The sequence below is a fragment of the Pollutimonas harenae genome, assembly GCF_004153685.1.
GTDB classification, from domain to species: domain Bacteria; phylum Pseudomonadota; class Gammaproteobacteria; order Burkholderiales; family Burkholderiaceae_B; genus Pusillimonas_C; species Pusillimonas_C harenae.
Map to the genome: position 1 here is coordinate 433799 of NZ_SDQD01000003.1, position 22150 is coordinate 455948.

At 57.4% G+C, this 22150-nt stretch carries 17 protein-coding genes; 1 reads left to right on the forward strand and 16 read right to left on the reverse strand.

Going from position 1 to position 22150, the window contains the following annotated elements; genetic code table 11:
• Window positions 1-22 precede the first annotated feature (22 nt).
• Together secA and ERD84_RS14700 are read right to left on the reverse strand one after the other, a co-directional pair.
• Complete coding sequence (gene secA, locus ERD84_RS14695; RefSeq protein ID WP_130040409.1) at window positions 23-2761, reverse strand: preprotein translocase subunit SecA; 2739 nt, start codon at window positions 2759-2761, stop codon at window positions 23-25.
• 96 nt (window positions 2762-2857) lie between these two features.
• Window positions 2858-3772: a M23 family metallopeptidase gene (locus ERD84_RS14700; protein WP_130040410.1), complete on the reverse strand. Its 915-nt coding sequence runs from the start codon at window positions 3770-3772 to the stop codon at window positions 2858-2860.
• A 94-nt stretch (window positions 3773-3866) separates the two neighbouring features.
• On the opposite strand from ERD84_RS14700, the gene ERD84_RS14705 reads away from it, so the two are divergent.
• Window positions 3867-4340 (forward strand): DciA family protein, encoded by a 474-nt coding sequence (locus ERD84_RS14705; RefSeq protein ID WP_130040411.1) that lies wholly within the window; start codon window positions 3867-3869, stop codon window positions 4338-4340.
• 24 nt (window positions 4341-4364) lie between these two features.
• Here the strand turns inward: ERD84_RS14705 and lpxC are convergent, their stop codons facing one another.
• The 14 genes from lpxC to rsmH form a co-directional block, all read right to left on the reverse strand.
• Entirely contained in the window at window positions 4365-5288 is a 924-nt protein-coding gene (gene lpxC / locus ERD84_RS14710; RefSeq protein ID WP_130040412.1) for a UDP-3-O-acyl-N-acetylglucosamine deacetylase, read from the reverse strand.
• A 278-nt stretch (window positions 5289-5566) separates the two neighbouring features.
• Entirely contained in the window at window positions 5567-6736 is a 1170-nt protein-coding gene (gene ftsZ, locus ERD84_RS14715) for a cell division protein FtsZ (protein ID WP_130040413.1), read from the reverse strand.
• 169 nt (window positions 6737-6905) lie between these two features.
• Window positions 6906-8132: a cell division protein FtsA gene (gene ftsA / locus ERD84_RS14720; protein ID WP_130040414.1), complete on the reverse strand. Its 1227-nt coding sequence runs from the start codon at window positions 8130-8132 to the stop codon at window positions 6906-6908.
• Window positions 8133-8138: 6 nt separating this feature from the next.
• Window positions 8139-8930 (reverse strand): cell division protein FtsQ/DivIB, encoded by a 792-nt coding sequence (locus ERD84_RS14725; protein WP_130040415.1) that lies wholly within the window; start codon window positions 8928-8930, stop codon window positions 8139-8141.
• Window positions 8931-8940: 10 nt separating this feature from the next.
• Window positions 8941-9888, reverse strand: coding sequence for a D-alanine--D-alanine ligase (locus ERD84_RS14730; protein ID WP_130040416.1), 948 nt, complete (start codon window positions 9886-9888; stop codon window positions 8941-8943).
• On the reverse strand, window positions 9885-11291 hold the full coding sequence (murC, locus tag ERD84_RS14735; RefSeq protein WP_130040417.1) for a UDP-N-acetylmuramate--L-alanine ligase: 1407 nt from the start codon (window positions 11289-11291) through the stop codon (window positions 9885-9887). Before murC ends, ERD84_RS14730 begins: the two co-directional genes overlap by 4 nt.
• Complete coding sequence (gene murG / locus ERD84_RS14740) at window positions 11288-12361, reverse strand: undecaprenyldiphospho-muramoylpentapeptide beta-N-acetylglucosaminyltransferase (protein ID WP_130040418.1); 1074 nt, start codon at window positions 12359-12361, stop codon at window positions 11288-11290. Before murG ends, murC begins: the two co-directional genes overlap by 4 nt.
• Entirely contained in the window at window positions 12358-13551 is a 1194-nt protein-coding gene (gene ftsW / locus ERD84_RS14745; RefSeq protein ID WP_130040419.1) for a putative lipid II flippase FtsW, read from the reverse strand. Before ftsW ends, murG begins: the two co-directional genes overlap by 4 nt.
• Window positions 13548-15077 (reverse strand): UDP-N-acetylmuramoyl-L-alanine--D-glutamate ligase, encoded by a 1530-nt coding sequence (murD, locus tag ERD84_RS14750; RefSeq protein ID WP_130040420.1) that lies wholly within the window; start codon window positions 15075-15077, stop codon window positions 13548-13550. The genes ftsW and murD overlap by 4 nt, the downstream gene beginning before the upstream one ends.
• On the reverse strand, window positions 15074-16246 hold the full coding sequence (gene mraY / locus ERD84_RS14755; RefSeq protein WP_130040421.1) for a phospho-N-acetylmuramoyl-pentapeptide-transferase: 1173 nt from the start codon (window positions 16244-16246) through the stop codon (window positions 15074-15076). The genes murD and mraY overlap by 4 nt, the downstream gene beginning before the upstream one ends.
• The gene (gene murF, locus ERD84_RS14760) at window positions 16236-19040 is read right to left on the reverse strand and encodes a bifunctional UDP-N-acetylmuramoyl-L-alanyl-D-glutamate--2,6-diaminopimelate ligase MurE/UDP-N-acetylmuramoyl-tripeptide--D-alanyl-D-alanine ligase MurF (RefSeq protein WP_130040422.1); all 2805 of its coding nucleotides are present in this window, start codon (window positions 19038-19040) and stop codon (window positions 16236-16238) included. Before murF ends, mraY begins: the two co-directional genes overlap by 11 nt.
• Window positions 19037-20773 carry a peptidoglycan D,D-transpeptidase FtsI family protein gene (locus ERD84_RS14765; RefSeq protein WP_130040423.1) on the reverse strand — a complete coding sequence of 579 codons (1737 nt, stop codon included), beginning with the start codon at window positions 20771-20773 and terminating at the stop codon, window positions 19037-19039. The genes murF and ERD84_RS14765 overlap by 4 nt, the downstream gene beginning before the upstream one ends.
• The gene (gene ftsL / locus ERD84_RS14770) at window positions 20770-21075 is read right to left on the reverse strand and encodes a cell division protein FtsL (RefSeq protein ID WP_130040424.1); all 306 of its coding nucleotides are present in this window, start codon (window positions 21073-21075) and stop codon (window positions 20770-20772) included. Before ftsL ends, ERD84_RS14765 begins: the two co-directional genes overlap by 4 nt.
• On the reverse strand, window positions 21075-22148 hold the full coding sequence (gene rsmH / locus ERD84_RS14775) for a 16S rRNA (cytosine(1402)-N(4))-methyltransferase RsmH (RefSeq protein WP_130040425.1): 1074 nt from the start codon (window positions 22146-22148) through the stop codon (window positions 21075-21077). The genes ftsL and rsmH overlap by 1 nt, the downstream gene beginning before the upstream one ends.
• Window positions 22149-22150 lie beyond the last annotated feature (2 nt).

Here is a 22150-nt window from a genome sequence, read left to right on the forward strand (position 1 = left end):
CCAGGTGCCGGACAGCATCGAGCTAGGCCAGCTTGCCGTGACAATGCTTGTACTTTTTGCCGCTGCCGCAGGGGCAGGCATCGTTACGACCCACTTTGGGTAAGCCTGCTGCCGACTGCGCTCCGGCGGCAGCTTGGTCCAGGCCGGGATCTTCGCCGCTTAGCGCCGCATCGTAGTCGGAATGGTGATACGTCACGTTATCCAGTTTGGGCTCAGTTTGTTCGACTTCGACCTGCTCGGGCGACTGGATGCGGACGGTCATGAGTACCCGTATGACCTCGTCACGCACGCGGTCAAGCATGGCAGAAAAGAGCTCAAACGCCTCGCGTTTGTATTCCTGCTTAGGATCTTTTTGCGCGTAACCGCGCAAATGGATACCCTGGCGCAGATGATCGAGCGCCGACAAATGGTTGCGCCAGTGCGTATCAATGGATTGCAACAGCATGGAACGCTCGAACGGGGCCCAGCCTTCCTGGCCAACGAGCTCGACCTTGACCTGATACAGGCGCCGTCCCTCTTCGAGGACTCGGTCGAGCAAATCGTCGTCGGTCAGCGCGGTTTCTTTTTCGAGCATGTCGGCCAGCGGCAGCGTAATCTGCCACTCGGCCTCAAGCGCCGACTGCAGGCCCGGCACGTCCCACTGCTCTTCCATGGTGCCTTCAGGAACATAAGACCGGAACTGGTCGCTCAAAGCGGCATTGCGCAAGTTCGCAATGGTTTCTGATACATCGGTCGATTCCAGCACTTCGTTGCGCTGTGCGTAGAGCACTTTGCGCTGGTCATTGGATACGTCGTCGTACTCGAGCAATTGCTTGCGGATATCGAAGTTGCGCGCCTCGACCTTACGTTGCGCCGATTCAATGGAGCGGGACACCATTTTTGCTTCGATGGGCTCGCCTTCCGGCAGGCGCAAACGTTCCATGATGGCTCGCACACGATCACCGGCAAAGATGCGCATCAGCGAATCTTCGAGCGACAAGTAGAAGCGCGACGAACCGGGGTCGCCCTGACGGCCAGCGCGGCCACGCAACTGGTTATCGATACGACGGGATTCATGCCGCTCGGTGCCTATGATGCGCAAGCCGCCGGCTGCCTTGACGGCTTCGTTGGCTGGCGCCCATTCAGACTTGACCGTGGCAATACGTGCTTCTTTTTCCTCTGTGGACAGCGTGTCGTCGGCGCGCAGCAGATCGACCTGTTTCTCGACACTGCCGCCCAGCACAATATCAGTACCACGGCCGGCCATGTTGGTGGCGATGGTGATGTGACCCGGCTTACCGGCTTCTGCGACGATTTCGGCTTCGCGTGCATGCTGCTTGGCGTTGAGCACGGAGTGCGGAAGCTTGACCTTGTTCAGCATGCCTGACAACAACTCGGAGTTTTCGATGCTGGTCGTCCCCACAAGCACTGGCTGCCCACGTTCGTGGCAGTCTTTGATGTCGGCCAGTATGGCGTTGTACTTTTCGGCATCAGTCTTGAAGACCTGATCATTCTGGTCATCCCGTGCCATGGGACGATTGGTAGGAATAATGACGGTTTCGAGGCCATAGATGGACTGAAACTCATAGGCTTCGGTGTCGGCCGTACCGGTCATGCCGGCCAGCTTGCTATACATACGGAAGTAATTCTGGAAGGTAATGGAAGCCAGCGTCTGGTTTTCGTTCTGGATCTTGACACCTTCCTTGGCCTCGACCGCCTGATGCAGGCCATCGGACCAGCGCCGGCCCGCCATCAGGCGGCCTGTGAACTCATCAACGATGACAATTTCGTCATCTTGAACCACATACTGCTGGTCAAGAGAGAACAGATTGTGCGCGCGCAAGGACACCATCAGGTGATGGACCAATGAGATATGGCGCGGGTCGTACAAGGACTCACCCTCGGGCAATATGCCCACTTGTGCCAAAACCTCTTCGGCCTTGATTTGCCCGGCTTCAGACAAATGCACTTGCTGGGCTTTTTCGTCAACCCAGAAATCGCCTTCAGGTTCGGGCTCGTGCGGCTTGGGCTCTTCAGCCATGCGTGTCAGCAACGGCGGCACCGCATTCATGCGCACATACAAATCGGTATTGTCTTCGGCCTGACCGGAAATGATGAGTGGCGTACGCGCCTCGTCGATCAGAATGGAGTCAACCTCGTCAACAATGGCATAGAAAAGCGGCCGCTGGCGGCGATCTTCGGCGCGATACTCCATGTTGTCGCGCAGATAGTCAAAGCCGTATTCGTTATTGGTACCGTAGGTGATATCGGCCTGGTAAGCGGCCTTTTTTTCTTCGTTGTCCTGCTGTGGCACAACGACACCTGTTGTCATGCCCAGGAAAGAATAAAGCCTGCCCATCCACTCGGCATCGCGCCGTGCCAGGTAGTCGTTGACGGTAACCACGTGAACGCCCTTGCCGGCAAGGGCGTTCAGATAAACCGCCAGGGTGGCCATCAGCGTCTTGCCTTCACCCGTACGCATTTCAGCGATTTTGCCATTGTGCAGGGAAATGGCGCCCAGCATCTGGACATCGAAATGCCGCATGCCGAAAACACGCTTGCTGGCTTCGCGCACGACGGCAAATGCCTCGGGCAGAAGGTCATCGAGCGACGTGCCATCGGCCACGCGCTGACGAAACTCAGTGGTTTTTGCCGCCAGCTCTTCGTCGGAGAGCGACTCCATGCCAGGCTCAAGCGCATTAATTTGCACCACCTGTTTGCGATACTGTTTGAGTAAGCGGTCGTTACGACTACCAATAAGCTTTTTTAGCAGAGAAACCATTCTTGTTTCATCAATGCAAACCTACCGCAAAATAGCGCAAGCTCGCATGCCTGTCTGTATGGGTTGGCGGAAAAATCCGCAGGAAAACGATACAGTTTAACGCACCTTAGCGGTGACAGCTTGCGTCGCCCCCGAGGCATCCGTCACGAGCTGCTTCGGCTCTTGTTGCCTGGCCAGAAACAAGGTGGGATCAAGAGGGTGCCCGGCCATGCGAACTTCGAAATGCAGATGCGAACCGGTAGACCTTCCGGTAGAACCCACCCGCCCAATGAGCTGGCCCTTTTCGACCAAATCACCCACCTTTACATTGAACGAGGAAGCATGCGCATAGCGTGTGACCAAACCGTTGCCATGACTGATTTCTATCAGCTTGCCATAACCGCTTGCGTAACGGGCCTGCGTCACTACGCCACCTGATGCGGCATGGATAGGAGTCCCTTTGGGCGCGGCAAAATCAAGACCTTCGTGCATGGTGTGGCGACCTGTGACCGGATTGCGGCGCCATCCGAAGGAAGAGCTCAGGTAGGGATAGTTGACGGGCGTATAGGTCGGCAAGCTGGCTTCCACGCCCGTTCGTTTGGTCAGGACCAAATCCAGCATGGCAAACCAATCTTTTTGCTCGGAAAGCTGCTGAGTCATCATGTCGAGCTCACGCCCCAGACCCTCGGCCGACCATGAAGCACCATACTCGGAAGTGATATCGTCCATCACGGGCGCCATACTGGCTTGCTCTATGGTGGCCTGCACTTCGGGATCGGTATAAGATACGCCGGCCACTTCGGCCACCCGTTTGCTTAGACCGCCCATCGCGATGATTTTGGCTTGCAGATCACCCACTTTGCTGGCCAGCTGATTGACGTTCTGACGCACATAGGCTGAATCACGCAGCACTTGCTCAGAAATAACCCGCTCTTGCTGAGCCGACAATACCGGCCGCACGCTGCGCTGGGATTGCACCCATGCGCCTGCCATCGCCGATGCGCCCATGGCGCACACTACCAGCAAAGCCATGACAATGCCTTTTGTTGGCCCTTTGGCGGTAGAATCGACAGACTGATTCTGCATAAAGCACTTTCTCACGTTAAATATTCAAAAACACCTGCACATGTCCAGACGTCGTCCTCAAGCATCTCAAGAAGCCACTACCGCCACCCTGGCGGTCAGTTGGCTGAGCGACGATCTTCGCGGCTCACAGGTATTGACGACAGCACGAGAACTGATTGCCCTGGAACAGGCGGCAGCACAGGCCCTTCCCCCTGCCTTGGCGGAGGTATGCAAAGTGGCCCGTATAGAAAGACAACAAGTTACGCTGGCAGTTCCCGGTGCAGCCTATGCTGCGAAACTTCGGCAGCTCGCACCCCGGATCATCCAGCGCTTGAACAGCAGCGGTTGGAACCTTAACCAAATCAGCGTGAAGGTTCAAGCTGGCTTGAGTAAAACCCAGACAAAAACAGCACCCAGGGAAGTGATTCCTTTGGATGATGTCGCTCTGAAAGCCTTTGAAACGCTATATAGCGAATTGCAGCCCGGACCGTTGGCCGATGCCGTACAACGGCTGCTCAGGCATCACCAGCCATAGCAGGTGAATGATTTGCCTATGAAGTCAGGCGAATTTCCATTCTTGCACAAAAGCCTTGGGGGCAGTAGCTGCCGACTCGTAGGTGACGATTTCCCAGGCGTCTTGCTGCGCAAGCAAGGTACGGGCCAGTTGGTTGTTTAGCCCGTGTCCTGACTTGCAGGCGACATAACGAGCAACCAGTGGCTTGCCGATCAGGTAGAGGTCGCCGATAGCGTCGAGAATCTTGTGCTTGACGAACTCATCATCATAGCGCAGGCCGTCGGAGTTCAGGACCCGGTATTCGTCCATCACGATAGCGTTGTCGAGACTGCCGCCACGAGCCAGGCCGGCAGCACGCAAGGCCTCGACTTCGCTGGCAAAGCCAAAGGTACGCGCGCGCGCAATCGTTTTGACGTACGAGTCGTTTGCAAAATCGACCTCGGCAAAATTGGCCGTGGAGTCGATGGCAGGATGATGAAAATCAATGGCGAACGACAAGGCAAAGCCGTCGTAGGGCTCAAGACGGGCCCACTTCAAGTCGTCGCCTTCACCTTCGGTAACTTCAATGGTTTTCAAGACTCGCAGGAACTTCTTGGGAGCTGCCTGCTCTTCGAGGCCGGCCGAGCGCAACAGATACACAAATGTACCGGCGCTGCCATCCATAATGGGGACTTCTTCGGCGGTCAGGTCGATATGAAGATTATCAATACCCAGGCCTGCGAGAGCCGACATCAAGTGCTCTACCGTCGAAACGCGCACATTACCCTGCTGCAAGACCGACGCCATGCGGGTATTGCCCACCTGATCAGCTTGCGCGGGCAGATCAACCACCTCAGGAAGGTCAACGCGATGAAACACAATACCTGTATTGGGTGCGGCTGGGCGCAGGGTGATTTCGACCCGGCGGCCCGAATGTAAGCCCACCCCTTTGGTACTGATAGTTTTCTGAATAGTGCGTTGACGTAACATATTTTTAAGTAAAAGTAGGCAGGGGCAATTTGCCCTAGCGTTACGGATACGACAGTTTAACCGAATTGAGGGTTAACCATAAGCACTTATATTCCAATTATGTTTCAAGTAACTTCATAAAGCTCAGGAACATTCTTATCTAATACGCTGATATAACGGCGCAACGACGCATGACCCCTGGGGAAAGGAGTCATGCGTCTATCGGGTACTGGCCTTATAAAGCCAGACCAGGCATGAGAGAGATCATCTTGACGGTTACCAGGCCTTGCAGCCCAGCATCAGTCAGCCTGTTTGCGAAGGAAAGCCGGAATATCAAAGTGGTCCATGCCAGCCGTTTCCAGGGCGCGCACCTGGGCCGAAGCCTGGCTGCGCGGATTGCGTATTACAGCGGGAACATCCGAGTTGCCATAGTCATAGCCGGTAACAGGCATGTTGTCGGTACCGGTGCGCAGCTCCTCGGCAGCGTTAGGCACCAGCTGAGGACGCTGTGCGGCCGGACGGCCAAGGCCGGTTGCCACTACGGTCACGCGAAGATTCTCGCCCATATTCTCATCATAGGCTGTACCGAAAACAATGGTTGCATCGTCTGCGGCGTAGCTGCGGATGGTATCCATGATTTCGCGGGTTTCGCGCATTTTCAGTGTACGGCTGGCTGTGATGTTGACCAGCATGCCGCGTGCACCATGCAAATCGACACCTTCGAGCAAGGGGCATGCAATAGCACGCTCAGCTGCAACGCGAGCACGATCAGCACCTGCGGCAATCGATGTTCCCATCATGGCCTGACCCTGCTCACCCATAATGGTCTTGACGTCTTCGAAGTCGACGTTCACATTGCCTTCGACGTTGATGATTTCGGCAATACCGGCGCAAGCATTATGTAGCACGTCGTCGGCGGCCTTGAAGCAATCGTCCTGGGTCGCATCATCGTCCATCAGGTCGTACAGGTTTTCGTTCAGCACCACGATCAGCGAATGCACATGCTTGGACAGCTCGGAAATACCGTCTTCAGCCATCTTCAGGCGCTTGCCACCCTCGAACATAAAAGGCTTGGTCACAACACCTACGGTCAATATCCCCAGTTCCTTGGCCACCTCGGCCACCACCGGACCAGCTCCAGTACCCGTACCGCCACCCATACCGGCAGTAATGAACACCATATTGGCACCCGTCAGGGCTGCGCGAATTTCTTCACGTGCGGTTTCGGCCGCTGCACGGCCTTGCTCGGGTCGGGCACCTGCACCCAGACCGGTACGCCCCAAACGAATTTGCACCGGCGCCTCGCTCGTGGCCAGCGCCTGGGCATCGGTATTGGCGCAGATGAAATCCACACCGTGGACACCGGAACGGATCATGTGGGCGACAGCATTGCCCCCCGCTCCGCCTACACCCACTACTTTAATGACAGTACCATTCGAGCTGGTATCGAGCATCTCAAAATTCATCATGATTGACTCCCTCACATTTCCAGAAAAGCGATAAATACAAAAAAATTTCCCCAGTACTACTTTTTGTTCGGAATCATCTCAAAGGAAATGCCAGCCTGTTGACTCGCACCTGATTTGAGACTTCTCCGGGAATGGGCTTATATTGCCCACCCATCAGGGCCACCTCGCCCTAATTCATGAACCACTCCTTCATGCGCGCCAGCAAGGTCTTGACGCTACCTTTTTGCTGGGCTACCTTGCGCCCCCGGGCGCGTTGCAGGCGGGCTTCGGACAGCAAGCCCATCACAGTGGAAAAACGCGGATTGTGCATGACATCGGCCAGACTGCCTTCGTAGTCGGGCACGGCCACACGCACCGGTTTCAAAAATACGTCTTCTGCCAGCTCCACAATGCCTGGCATCAATGCAGTCCCGCCGGTCAGTACAACGCCTGACGCCAGCAAGTCCTCGTAGCCTGATTCGCGCACAATTTGCTGCACAAAAGTAAACAGCTCTTCTATGCGCGGCTCTATGACGGCGCCCAGCGCCTGACGCTTGACCTGACGGTTCGGCCGGTCGCCCAGACCGGGCACTTCAATGTGTTCATCCGCACTGGCCAGAACCTGCTTGGCAATGCCAAAGCGCAGCTTGATCTCTTCCGCGTCCGGCGTGGGTGTGCGCAGCATGGCAGCGATATCGCTGGTGATCTGGTCGCCCGCAATGGGCACCACGGCGGTATGGCGGATGGCGCCGCCGGTAAAGATGGCTACATCGGTGGTGCCACCGCCTATATCCACCAGGACCACGCCCAGTTCTTTTTCGTCGGAGGTCAGGCAGGCAAGGCTGGATGCCAGAGGCTGCAGAATCAAATCCTGTACTTCAAGGCCACAGCGACGTACGCACTTGACGATATTCTGTGCCGCGCTGACGGCTCCCGTCACGATATGCACCCTGACTTCAAGGCGCAGTCCACTCATGCCTATGGGTTCGCGTATGTCTTCTTGCGAATCCACGATGAATTCCTGCGTCAGCACATGCAGCACTTGCTGATCGGTGGGAATATTGACAGCCTTGGCCGTTTCAATGACGCGGGCGACGTCTGTAGCCGTCACCTCTTTGTCCTTGACGGCCACCATGCCGCTGGAATTGAAACTGGTGATATGGCTACCAGCAATACCGGTATAGACTTCGCGGATCTTGCAGTCAGCCATCAATTCGGCTTCTTCCAGGGCGCGCTGTATGGAATTGACGGTCGATTCGATATTGACCACCACCCCCTTGCGCATACCCTGGGATTCGTGCTGGCCCAGGCCCAGCACTTCGAAACGTCCTTCCGGCAATATCTCGGCTACTACCGCCACCACTTTGCTGGTGCCGATATCGAGTGCAACGATCAGGTCTTTGATGTCACGGGTCATAGTCTTTTACTTCGAAGAGATATTGGAAACAGGGGCCAACGTAATAGCAAAACCGTTGGGATAACGTAAATCTGCACTGCTGATGACACGGCCATCCAGCCGTCCATTCAATTTGGGCCACGCCTGCACAAAGCGCTCTATGCGGGCAGCGAACGGCAAAGCACCCGAACGACCGTGTGGGTCGGCCACATCGGCGGCCGGATCCCGGCCCAGACTAAGATGCACACCATCGGAAAGCTTTACTTCCCAGGCGTAACGCGGGCTCAGCGTCACTTCCTGTACGCTCAAGCTAAGTGGGGCAAACCAACGTGCCAACTCGGCATAGCGCTGCACCACCAGCCGCTCGGAGCGGTTCGGCCCGTTCAACTGGGGCAATCTGGCATCATCGGCCAGTTGTCCCTGATTGGCGGTAAAGGATTCACCCCAGGTGTTGATCATCTGGTTCTCATTCCACAGAGCCAGCGGCTGCTGTTCTTCTATTCGGATACGCAGGGAATCCGGCCATACACGACGCACTTGTGCATGGCGCACCCAGGGCACGGTTTCAATCAGATGCCTGGTGTCATCGAGATTGACGGAAAAGAAATTACCCGCCACGCGCCCCGCAATCGTTGCCTGCACGCCCGCCGCCGTCACATAATTGAAGGCATCCGATTGCATGGGCTCTATCTGAATTTTGGCGATCGCAAAATAAGGTCGCTGCGCCACCCACATGACGATGCCCGCAATCAAAGCGAGCACAGCCAGCAAAGCCAGCGTGTTCGCGATGAAATTGGTCAGGCGGGCATCTGAAAACACAGAAATCTCCTTAGGCCGCGGACGGGGCCAGCACTTTGCAGCTGGCCGTTGACAAAATTTCCAGGCACAACTCGGTATAGCTCATGCCATCCGCCCTGGCCGCCATGGGCACCAATGAATGGCTGGTCATGCCTGGGGAGGTATTTATTTCGAGCAACCACGGCTTGCCTGCCTCATCCAGCATGAAGTCGGCGCGGCCCCAGCCATCGCAACCGAGCGCCATATAGGCCTGCTCGGCAATCTCGAGTATGGAAGCGCTCAGGGCGTCATCGAGCTTCGCCGGACATATGTATTGGGTATCGTTGGATATATATTTGTGCTCATAGTCGTAATTGCCATCGGGCGCCACGATCTCGATCACAGGCAGCGCCCGCGTCGATTTGCCGCTGCCCAGCACGGCAACGGTTAGTTCACGACCAGTGATGAACTGTTCCGCCAACACGTCGTCATCGTATCTGGCGGCCAGCTTATACGCCTCGCGCAGCTCATCCAGCGCACCAACCTTGGTAACACCCAGCGTAGAACCTTCGTGCGGCGGCTTGATAATCAGGGGTAAACCCAGTGTGGCTGCCACAGCGGCCAGATCGGTGTCCGGCCTCAGGACGGCATACTCGGGCGTAGGCAGTCCTTGCTGCAGCCACACCAGTTTGGTCATGATCTTATCCATGGCCAGTGACGATGCCAATGTGCCGCTGCCGGTATATGGCAAACCCATCAGCTCCAGCGCGCCCTGCAGTGTTCCGTCTTCACCATAACGCCCATGCAGCGCAATAAACACACGATCGAAACCAGCGTTGATCAGGTCGACCAGCGTGTAGCGTCCCGTGTCGAACAAATGTGCATCGACCCCCGCGCTTCGCAATGCCTCGCACACGCCCTGGCCCGACATCAGGGAAACCTCCCGCTCGGCGGAGCGGCCTCCATACAGAACACCTACACGGCCATACGTTCCATTCACGCTGTTTCTCCTAATTGCCCGGGCACTCGGCTGATGGATCCTGCACCCATAATCACTACAACATCGCCATCTCGAGCAAAATCACGTATGGCCTGGGGCAGTTCTGCCACATCCTCGACAAAAACCGGTTCGACCTTGCCGGCCACCCTAAGTGCCCTGGTCAGAGCCCGTCCGTCTGCTGCGATCAGAGCGTGTTCTCCTGCCGGATAGACGTCGGTCAACAGTACGGCGTCAGCCTGACCGAGTATGCGTACAAAGTCTTCGAAGCAATCGCGTGTGCGTGTGTAGCGATGCGGCTGAAACGCCAGCACAATACGACGATCAGGCCATGCGCCACGGGCGGCAGCAAGCGTCGCGGCCATCTCGACCGGATGATGCCCGTAATCATCGATCACGGTATATGTGCCAGCACCGTACTGCTCGGCCACAGGAAAATCACCCACTTGGGTAAAACGTCGTCCAACACCGTTAAAGGCTGCAAGCGACTCAACAATAGCGGCATCCGGCACACCCAGCTCTGTGGCCACCGCGATGGCAGCCAGAGCATTGAGCACATTGTGATGGCCAGGCAGGTTCAAACTGACCGTCATCGGAGGCAGAGCACCCGTGACGCCCTGGCGCTGCACATCGAAGTGCATCAATGTGCCTTCGGCCCTGACGTTCAAGGCACGCACCTGCGCTTCGGAGCTTATGCCGTAGGTCGTGACTGGCCTCGATACAAAGGGAATGATCTCGCGTACGTTCGGGTCGTCGCTGCAAAGTACCGCCGTGCCATAGAAAGGCAGACGCTGCGTAAATTCAATGAAAGCACTTTTAAGCCGGGCCACATCATGGCCATAGGTATCCATGTGATCGACATCGATATTCGTGATGATGCACATCACCGGCAACAGATTCAGGAATGAAGCATCCGACTCATCAGCCTCCACCACAATGAATTCGCCCTGCCCCAGGCGGGCATTCGCGCCTGCCGAGTTCAGCCGGCCGCCAATTACAAAAGTAGGATCCAGGTCACCGGCTGCCAGCACGCTGGCAACCAGACTGGTAGTCGTGGTTTTGCCATGCGTACCCGCCACCGCAATCCCGCGCTTCAAGCGCATGAGTTCAGCCAGCATGAGTGCGCGCGGCACGACGGGTATGCGCGCGGCACGCGCGGCCAGCACTTCGGGGTTGTCTGCTGACACCGCTGTGGAGGTTACGATGGCTCCTGCACCTTTGATATTGGCAGCATCATGCCCAATGGAAATACGTGCGCCCAATCCGGCCAGGCGGCGTGTTACGTTGGTCTCTTGGATATCTGAACCACTGATCGAATATCCCAGGTTCAGCAAGACCTCGGCAATCCCGCTCATGCCGGAACCACCTATGCCAACGAAATGTATGCTTTGTATACGATGCTTCATGCCTGCCTCCTGACAGCTTGTTCGCATGCATCGGCGATTTGACCGGTCGCGTTCAGGCAGGCATGCTCGTGCGCATGGGTGGCAACAGCGGCCAAGGCCGGCCGGCTTGCCTTGCGCAACCAGTCGGCCAGCCAGTCAACCGTCAAGCCGGACTGCTTCTGCAACCACGCCCCCTGGCATTCGCTCAGGTAGCGTGCATTGGCCGTCTGGTGATCATCAATGGCATGCGGCAGCGGCACAAACAGCGCCGCCACGCCTACCGCAGCGACTTCCGCCACTGTCATTGCTCCAGCCCGGCAGATAACCAGGTCAGCATCCGACAAAGCATGCGCCATATCGTCAATAAAAGCGTGGCACACTGCATGCACGCCGTGTTTTTCATACTCAGCGCGCAAGGAAGCCAAATGCTTCTCACCCGACTGGTGCGTCACAATAGGCCGCTCGGCGGCGCTTAGCTGTCCTAGCGCCTTGGGCACAATATTATTCAGGGCTGCAGCGCCCAGGCTGCCTCCTACAACCAGCAGACGCAAAACACCCTGCCTGGCCTGATAGCGCTCGGGTGCGGGTGTGACCTGGACAAGCGCCTTGCGCACTGGATTGCCCACCATAACCGCGCCAGGCAGGGCACCAGGAAATCCAACCAGCACTTTGCTGGCCAGTTTAGCCAGCCAGCGATTGGCGGTCCCCGCCACGGCGTTCTGCTCGTGGATAACCAGCGGAATGCGATGCAAGGACGCCGCCACACCACCAGGAAAGGCCACATAGCCGCCCATGCCCAACACAACGTCTGGACGGACACGTGCCAACAGACGATGGGCCTGCCAGCCGGCCCGGCCCAAGGTGAAAGGCAGCTTGAGCAAGGCCAACAGACCTTTTCCCCGAACGCCGGAAAACCGTAAAGGCAACAGTTCAAAGCCTTGTGGCGGTACCAGACGCCCTTCCATGCGTTCGGGATGTCCCAGCCACAGCACTTGCCAACCGCGTGCTTTCATTTCATGCGCCACTGCCAGCCCCGGCATAATGTGTCCGCCCGTACCACCAGCCATGATCAACAAGGTCGGTATGCTCATGTCCGTTTACCTCGCATCATGTTGCGGTTTTCGAAGTCGACGCGAAACAGCAGTGCCATGGCAACACAGTTCATGACGATACCGCTCCCGCCGTAGCTCACCATCGGCAAGGTCAGGCCCTTCGTAGGCAGCAAGCCCAGGCATACGCCTATGTTGATGAAGGACTGCACGCCAAACCACAGGGCCACGCCCTGTGCCACCAGACCGTTGAAAATGCGCTCCATTGCGAAAGCCTGACGACCTATCTCGAAACCACGCCAGACCAGGAAAACAAACAAGCTGATCAGGCAAGCCACCCCGACGAATCCGAGCTCTTCACCAATAACCGCCACAATAAAATCGGTATGCGCCTCAGGCAGATAGTGCAACTTTTCGACACTGGCGCCCAGACCCACGCCAAACCATTCGCCGCGCCCCAAGGCTATCAATGAATGAGACAACTGATAGGCGCTGCCATAGGCATTGTCAGGATTCCAGGGATCGAGGTACACAAAGAGACGTTCGCGGCGCCACGGTGAAGCCCAGATCAGCACGAGGAAGCTGCTGACCATAATGCCCAGCAATATCGAGAACAGCTTGCCATTGATGCCGCCGATAAACAAAATGCCCACCGCTATGGCGACAATCACCATGAAAGCCCCAAGATCGGGCTCCATCAGCAAAACCATACCCACCACCGCCAGCGCAAACGCCATGGGCAGAAAGCCTCGCATGAAGTTCTGCATGTATTCCTGCTTGCGCACGGTATAGTCAGCCGCATACAACAGCACAGCCACCTTCATCAGCTCGGACGGCTGAAAATTGACAACACCCAGGGACAACCAGCGTCGAGCCCCATTGACCTCACGCCCTATTCCGGGGATCAGCACCACCACCAGCAACAGTAGGCACAACAGAAACAGCGGCACGGCGAGTTTTTGCCATAGCTTCATGGGTATGCTGGCCGCGAACAAGGCGGCCAACAGACCCGTCAGCATAAACACGCCATGGCGTATGACGAAATAGTAGCGGCCATAGCTTTCGTAGCGCGGGCCATCGGCCAGCGCAATAGAGGCCGAATACACCATAAGCAAGCCAAACAAAGCCAGAGCGAACGCAACCACCAATAAAGACACATCGATGCTGGGCATGGTCGTGCGTCCGGGCCGCACGGCATTGACGCTGGAAGTCAGTTCGGTGAATAGACTCATGCCACCTCCCCACGGCTCAAGGCCAGTTCCTGCACTTCATCCACAAAGCAACTGCCCCGATGACCGTAATTACGGAACATATCCATGCTGGCGCAGGCAGGAGACAGCAACACCGTATCACCCGGCTGAGCAAGCTCCATACTGCGGCCAACCGCTAGCCCCAGGTCGGCGGACTGTTCGATCGGCACACCCGTTTCCACAAGCGCCTGCCCAATCAGCCCAGCGTCTTGCCCAATCAGGATGACCGCACGGGCATGCGCACGCACTGCCGCCGCCAAGGGGGAGAAATCCTGCCCTTTGCCCAAACCGCCCGCAATTAACACTACAGGAGCACCCATGCCATCAAGCGCTGCGACAGCAGCGCCAACATTCGTGCCTTTGCTGTCATTGATGAAATCGACCCCGCCCACTGTGCGCACATACTCTGTGCGGTGCGCCTCGCCCGCGTAGTCGCGCAAGGCATGCAGCATCGCCGCCCAACCCAAACCCAGGCTGCGAGCCAGGGCCAGGGCGGCCAGCGCATTCAAGGCATTGTGCTGGCCACGCACACGCAGGGCATCGGCGGGAATCAGGCGTGTGGACCGGCCCTCTGGGCGTGGCGGTTCGGCTACGGCTTTCTTGCGCCTCGTCGGTGCTGTAGGCAACTCAAAGTCAGTCGCTTCCGCCGCGACCAGCCAAAGCATGTCGTGACTACGCTCCAGGCCCAGGTCGCCCTCATAAACAGGCATGTCGTGCCCAAAGCTGCGTACTGACTGCGCCTCGACTTTATCTACCATGGCCATGACCAGAGGATCGTCGCGATTCACAATGGCTACACGTGACATGTTCAGCAGACGCGCCTTGGCTGCCGCATAAGCCTGCATGGACCCATGCCAGTCCAGATGATCTTGCGTGACGTTCAACACCACGGCGGCATCAGGCCTGAGGGTATGTACAGACTCCAGCTGAAAGCTGGAAAGCTCCAGCACCCAGACCTCTGGAAGATCATCGGCCTCCAGTGCGTCGCTCAGGGCGGTCAGGCCCGCCGGGCTGATGTTGCCTGCGGCTTTGACCGTATGGCCGCCGGCCTGCACCAGCTGGCGTGTCATGGCGGTTACTGTGGTCTTGCCGTTGGTGCCTGTCACGGCAAGCACTTTGGGCTGATAGCCTTGCCCGGCCATATCGGCCAGGGCCCGGGCAAACAACTCGATTTCGCCGACGACATCAATATCGTGCTGCGCGGCCAAGGCCAAAAACTCGCTGACCGGAGACTGCAGCGGAGATAGTCCAGGACTGAGCACAATGGTATGTACGCCCTGCAATGCATCTTCCGCCAACGCATTCGGCCCAAGCCGATAATCTACCTTGCCAGCGTCCAGCGCCTGTTGCAAGGCCTGCAATCCCCCCGGCTCGGCTCGTGTATCAAGCACTCGCAAGCGCGCGCCCTGCCGGGCACACCATAGTGCCGCAGCGAGGCCCGTCTCGCCCAACCCTAAAATCAGGGTCAGGCCATCGACGCGCAACGAAGGAAAAGACATCGTATTCATCGTAGTTTCAAACTTGCCAAACCAATAAGCACCAGCATCATGCTGATGATCCAGAAACGGACAACCACTTGTGTTTCTTTCCAGCCAGTCACTTCAAAATGATGGTGCAGCGGCGCCATACGGAATATTCGCCGCCCCTCGCCATAGCGTTTTTTGGTGTACTTGAACCAGGTCACCTGCAACATCACTGACAGCGTCTCGACCACGAACACGCCTCCCATGATGAACAGGACGATTTCCTGACGCACGATCACTGCTATCGTGCCCAGCGCGCCACCCAGGGCCAGCGCGCCCACATCACCCATGAATACTTGTGCCGGATAAGCGTTGAACCACAAGAAGGCCAGTCCCGCGCCAGCAATGGCGGCGCACAACACCATCAGCTCGGACGCACCCGGTATATAAGGAAAAAGCAGATACTTGGAGTAGTCGACACGACCGACCACGTAGGCAAAAATACCCAGGGCGCTACCCACCATGACGGTCGGCATGATGGCCAGACCATCCAGTCCATCGGTCAGGTTTACAGCATTGCTGGAGCCAACGATGACCAGCCAGGTCAAGGCTACAAAGCCAAATACACCCAGCGGATAGCTGACACTCTTGAAGAAAGGCACGATCAAGTCTGCCCGGGTAGGCAAAGGCATGGTAAAGCCACTCAGTACCCAGTCGCGAAACAGTGGCCAGAGATCAGCATTGGCCGGAGCCGATACAGCAAAGGTCAAATACACCGAGGCCACGATGCCAATCAGCGCCTGCCAGAAAAACTTGCGCCGGGACGACATGCCTTCGGGATCACGGTTGACGACTTTCTTGTAGTCGTCGGCCCAGCCTATCCAGCCAAAGCCAAAGGTCACCATCAAGACGACCCATACGAAACGGTTGGTCCAGTCCGCCCACATCAAGGTACTGACACCGATGGAGATCAGGATCAGCGCGCCACCCATGGTTGGCGTGCCATTTTTCTGGAGATGCGACTCGGGCCCGTATGCCCGGACGGCCTGACCTATCTTGAGCTCAGTCAGCCTGCGTATGACCCAGGGACCGGCAAACAGGCCAATCAGTAAGGCGGTGCCACAAGCAAGCACGGCGCGAAAAGTAATGTATTCGAAGACGCCAAACGCGCTGATGTGCGCATCGGATAGCCAGCGTGCCAGTTCAAGTAGCATGGCGTACCCCTTCTTCGTGATGGTCGAGTTCTTGTTCAAGGGCACGAACAACACGCTCCATGCGTGTGCTGCGCGACCCTTTCACCAGGATATGAGCAGGCATTTCTTTCACTAAGTGGCTATTCAGCGCCTCAATGGAAGCAAAGGACTGTGCCCCTGCTCCAAAGGCCTGAACGGCATGCACACAGGCCGTACCAAAAGCCAGCAAAACATCAACCCCGCGTTCATGAGCATAGGCCCCGACCTCGGCATGCATAGCATCGCCGTTGGCCCCGACCTCGCCCATATCACCCAGCACCAGTACACGCTTGCCATCCAGCTCCGCCAGCACATCGATGGCCGCACGAACCGAATCTGGATTGGCATTGTAAGTGTCATCTATGAGCTGGTAGCCGCCCGCCAATGCGTGCGGCTGCATGCGTCCCGACACTGGATTAAACGCCTCCAGTCCCTGCACTATGCCGTCCAGGGATACTCCGGTGGCGAAAGCGCACGCCGCCGCAGCAAGCGCATTGCGCAGGTTGTGCACGCCTGGCGAGGCCAATGTAAGCGTTGCACTGCCCGATGGCGTATGAATGCGGCATACCGTACGGCTGGGTTCGGCGTGAATCTGGTCAGCATGTACATCGAACTCTGGCGAGAACCCAAAACGCAGTACTTTGCGTTGGCCGGCCAGTTCGGCCCATAAATCAGAATAAGTGTCGTCGCCCGGAAACACCGCAATGCCGTCCGCTGGCAGCATATCGATGACCGTTCCGTTCTCGCGAGCCACCGCCTCGACCGTGAGCATGAATTCCTGGTGCTCTCGCTGAGCATTGTTGACCAAGGCAACGGTAGGCTGGGCAATACCTGCCAGCAATGAGATTTCGCCAGGATGGTTCATACCCAGCTCGAGCACGGCGGCACGATGCTGGCGGTTCAAGCGCAGCACCGTCAACGGCACGCCGATATCGTTATTCAGATTGCCGCGGGTCGCCAGGCTCGCATCCTCACCCGGCGACTGCCTGAAGATGGAGGCAATCATCTCTTTGGTTGTGGTTTTACCATTGCTGCCGGTTACCGCCACCACAGGCAAATCGTGCTGGCGACGCCAGGTCGTGCTGATGCGTATCAGAGCCTGGCGCGTATCGCCCAGCACAAACTGCGACAGTGCTACGGCTGCATCCCTCTGGTCGACCATCGCAGCGCAAGCACCAGCCTCAAGCGCGGTCGACAGGTAAGCATGTCCGTCGAAGGTGTCACCCTTCAGGGCAACAAAGAGCTGACCCTTGGCAATACTACGGGTATCAGTCGAGATACTCAGCCCTTGTTGCCACGATAAGGCAAATCGAACCCACTCGCGGTCGTCGAACGGTACGCGCCGACCCTGAAACTCTTGATACGTTTCATGACCCTTACCCGCCAGTAGCACAACATCGTGCACATCGGCTGCCCAGATGCACGACAAAATCGCCTGAGCGCGGTCCGGTTCGACTCGCGGCACAATCGACATACCCGCCTTGATCTGCTCGATGATGTCCAGCGGATCTTCAAGACGTGGATTATCGTTGGTCAGTATGACCTCGTCGGCCTGCTCACTGGCAATGCGTCCCATCATGGGCCGCTTGCTGCGGTCACGACTTCCGCCGCAACCAAATACGCATATCAGCCTGCCACCACGTACGCGGGCAACCTCACGCAGGGCCAACAGTGCACGCTCCAAGGCATCGGGCGTATGAGCGTAGTCAACCACCACCATGGCCTGACCATGTGCCGCACCGGCGGCACCCAAGGCTTCCACGACCTGCAAGCGCCCTTCAACAGAGCGGAGCGTTGCCAGAACCCGGGCAATACGGGACAGATCCCAGCCCAGTTGCTGCAGCACGCCCGTAACCAGCAGCAAGTTGGCTACATTGTGCTCGCCGACAAGCCGGGTGAGCAGTTGCACGGCGCCATCGCGCGTAACGACGTTGAACACCAGGCCATAGCGACCGGCATGGATATCCTGCGCCTGCACCGCAGCAGCCTCATCGCCGGAAACCGAATAAGCCAGTGTTGTGCTTGGCGACAAGCTGGACGCCAGCGTCTTGCCGGCGGGGTCATCAATATTTATCACTGCGCCGCGCAGGCTTGGCCAGGCGAACAAGGCAAACTTGGCGCGCTGGTAGTTGTCCAGTGTGCCGTGATAATCAAGATGGTCGTGCGTCAGGTTGGTGAATGCCGCAATCGCTATGCACACCTGGTCGAGGCGCCCCTGATCCAGCCCTATGGACGAAGCCTCAAGGGCCACAACCTGTGCGCCTGCAGCATGCATGTCAGCCAGACTGCGATGCATGCTCAAGACGTCCGGCGTGGTCAGCATGCCGCCAAGATTATTGCCATTGGGCAGCGTCACCCCCAGGGTGCCTATGGTTCCGCAAGGGGTGCCCTCGGCGTTCAGGGCCGCGGCCAGCCATTGCACGCAACTGGTCTTGCCGTTTGTGCCGGTGACAGCCACTACAGACATGGCTTCTGACGGCCGACCATACCAAAGATGTCCAATAGAGCCCAACTGCTCAGGCAGCTTGGGCACCGCGAGTACCGGCACAGCAAGCTCGGGCACGGCGTCGGCACGGCCATCGCCCTGCATCACAATCGCTGCAGCACCCGCTTCAACAGCCTGCCCAATATAATCGCGCCCATCGCCAGCCAGACCGGCGCAAGCAAAAAATACGTCTCCGGCAGCCAGTTGCCGGGTATCCAGGCACAGCTTCGCCTCAGACGATACGTGCCGGCCCAACCATGAAAGAATATCTTGTACGTCCATGGGCTTCATGGCTGCCGCTCCCCATTCACACTGCTTGCCACCAGCGACTCGATAGGCGCGTCAGGCTGTACGCCCAGACGACGCAAGCTGCTGGCCACCACACTGGAGAACACAGGCGCCGCGACACGGCCACCGTAATAGCCATTCGAATGAGGTTCGTCTATGGTTACGGCCACCACTATGCGGGGATCCGAGACCGGAGCAAACCCGACAAATGAGCTGCGATAAAGCGAAGTGCTGTATTTGCCATCCACAATTTTTCTTGCCGTGCCGCTCTTGCCAGCTACCCGGTAGCCTTGCACCTGCGCCAGCTTGGCCCCATCTGGGCCCGCTGCCGCTTCCAGCATGGAACGAATCTGGCCCGTCACTTTGGGCGAATAAATTTGCACACTGGTTGGTTTGCCCGAGCGCTTGAGCAAGGTCAAAGACACCATGTCGCCATTACGGGCAAAAGTGGTATAGGCATGCGCGATTTGCAGCAGCGACACCGACATGCCATAGCCGTATGCCATAGTGGCGCGTTCTATGGGCCGCCAACGATCCCAGGGTCGCAGCCGGCCGGAGGCCATGCCCGGGAAATTCGTTTGCGGCGCACGACCGAAACCCAGCCGGGTAAAGTTGTTCCACATCTCTTGCGAAGTCAGTTGCTCCGAGATCATGGTCATTCCGATATTACTTGAGCGCCGCAATATGCCCGCCACGTTCAGCGTGCCATTGCGACTCACGTCGGAAATCGTGGAGCCTTGATAACGATAGCGGCCATTGCCGGTATCAAACAAGGTAGAGGTGGTAATACGATTGATATCAAGCGCCAGAGCCGCGGTAAACGGCTTCATGATTGAGCCCGGCTCGAACGTATCGGTCATCGCCCGATTACGTAATGCTGCTCCTTTACGATCATCGCGGTCATTGGGATCGTAGGTGGGCAGATTGACCAGGGCCAGCACCTCGCCGGTACGCGTATCGAGCACGACCCCGGCAGCCGCCTTGGCCTTATGCTCAGCCAAGGCCTTCTTCAGCGCCGCGTACAAATCAAACTGCAGCCCGCTATCTATCGATAGCATCAAGTCCTGGCCGTCGACCGGCGGCACGATAGCCCGCACATCCTCAATCACTCGACCGAGGCGATCCTTGATGACATTACGCGACCCGGGCTGGCCCGACAGTGCCTCATTGAAGGCCAGTTCCACGCCTTCCAGGCCTTTGTCTTCGATATTTGTAAATCCGATCACATGCGCAGCGATATCGCCTTCGGGGTAGAAACGGCGCATTTCCATCTGCTGATGGAAGCCTGGTACCTTCAACGCCTTGATCTGCTCTGCAATATCGACCGACACCTGACGCTTGACGTAGACAAAATTCTTTTCATCGTCGATCAGTCTGCCCTTGATATCCTTGATCGACATGCCCAGTAATTCACCAACTTGCTTGATCTGTTGGTCTGTTGCCTTACGCGTGTCTTCGGGAATGGCCCAAATGGCGCGCACCGGCACACTGGATGCCAGCACCACCGAACCACTACGATCAAAAATCTTGCCACGAGTTGCCGGCAAGACCAGGGTACGTTCATAACGGCGCTCGCCCTGTTGCTGCAAAAACTCGGTGGACAGCCCCTGCAGATACAAAGCCTTGCCACCCAGCGCAACAAACCCCAGCGTAAGCAGAATCAGCACCAGACGCGAACGCCACAAGGGCATTTGCACGCTCAGGACCGGGCTGTCGAAGAACCGTACGCGTTTCATGGCTGACTCCCGCTGGCGGAAGGTTGGGCCACATTGCTGGCAACACCTTTTATATACAAGGTCATGTCAGGCGAGGTCGATACCATTTTCAAATCCTGGCGTGCTATTTCGTCGATGCGGGCATTACGGGCCAATTCGGCACGCTCGAGCTGCAAACGACGCCAGTCGGTATCCAGATCTCTGGCCTTATCCTCCAGACGATCAACCTGAACAAATAATTCGCGGGACTGAAAACGGGCAGTGACCAGGGAAAGCGCCGACAACATCAGCAAGACTGCGCAAATAATGATCAGACGGCCCATTACTTGCGCCCCTTTCTGGCGTGCTGCCGGGCTGAGCCGGACACCAGATTCATAGCCGTAATAAACGACGCGCCCTGATCGGGCGGCAAGGGTGTAGCAGTACGTTCGGCCACTCTCAGCACCGCAGACCGGGCACGAACATTTTCTTTGGACTCCTGCTCTGCGGGCAATATACGCCCCAGGGAATTCAATATGGGCTGCGGCATGTCTTTCTCGAGAATGGGCAGGCGCGCATGCACCGCCGCGGGCCGGGATGCCGCTGCGATGCATTGCTTGACCATACGATCTTCAAGAGAATGAAAACTGATCACTGCCAAACGCCCTCCTGGGGCCAAGACTTTTAAAACTGCCGCGAGGGCGAGCGCGAGCTCCTGGAGCTCTTGATTGATGTGAATCCGTATAGCTTGAAAGCTGCGGGTGGCCGGGTGTTGACCCTTTTCGCGCGTACGGACAACACTGGCGACGAGCTCGGCGAGGTCGAGCGTTGTACGCAGCGGCCTGGATTCGCGGCGAGCAATAACCGCCTTTGCAATCTGGAAAGCAAACCGTTCTTCGCCATATTTAGCTATGACCTCCTTTAGTTCATCCTGGTCGACCTGAGCCAACCATTGCGCAGCGGTAAGCCCACTGCTTGTATCCATGCGCATATCCAGCGGACCCTCTCGCATAAACGAAAAACCCCTGCTGGCATCGTCAATCTGGGGAGATGAAATTCCCAGATCAAGCATGACGCCGTTGACTGCGGTGATGCCCAAGCCATGCAACTGAGCCGGCATATCGGCAAAACCACTGTGCACTACCACTACCCTTTCATCCTCACGTCGCAAGGCTTCAGCGACAGCGATGGCTTCAGGGTCCTTATCGAAAACCACCAGCTTCGCTTGTGGCGCCAGACGCGACAAAAGCAAGCGACTGTGCCCACCCCGGCCGAAGGTTCCATCCACAAATACCCCTTCAGCCAACTTCGACGAGCCCTCCCGCAGCTGACTGCGCTTGCCTTTGGCACCAAAGCCAGGATCAACGAGGGCGTTAACCGTAGGCTCCAGCAGTACGGGTCGATGCGAAAACTCCATAG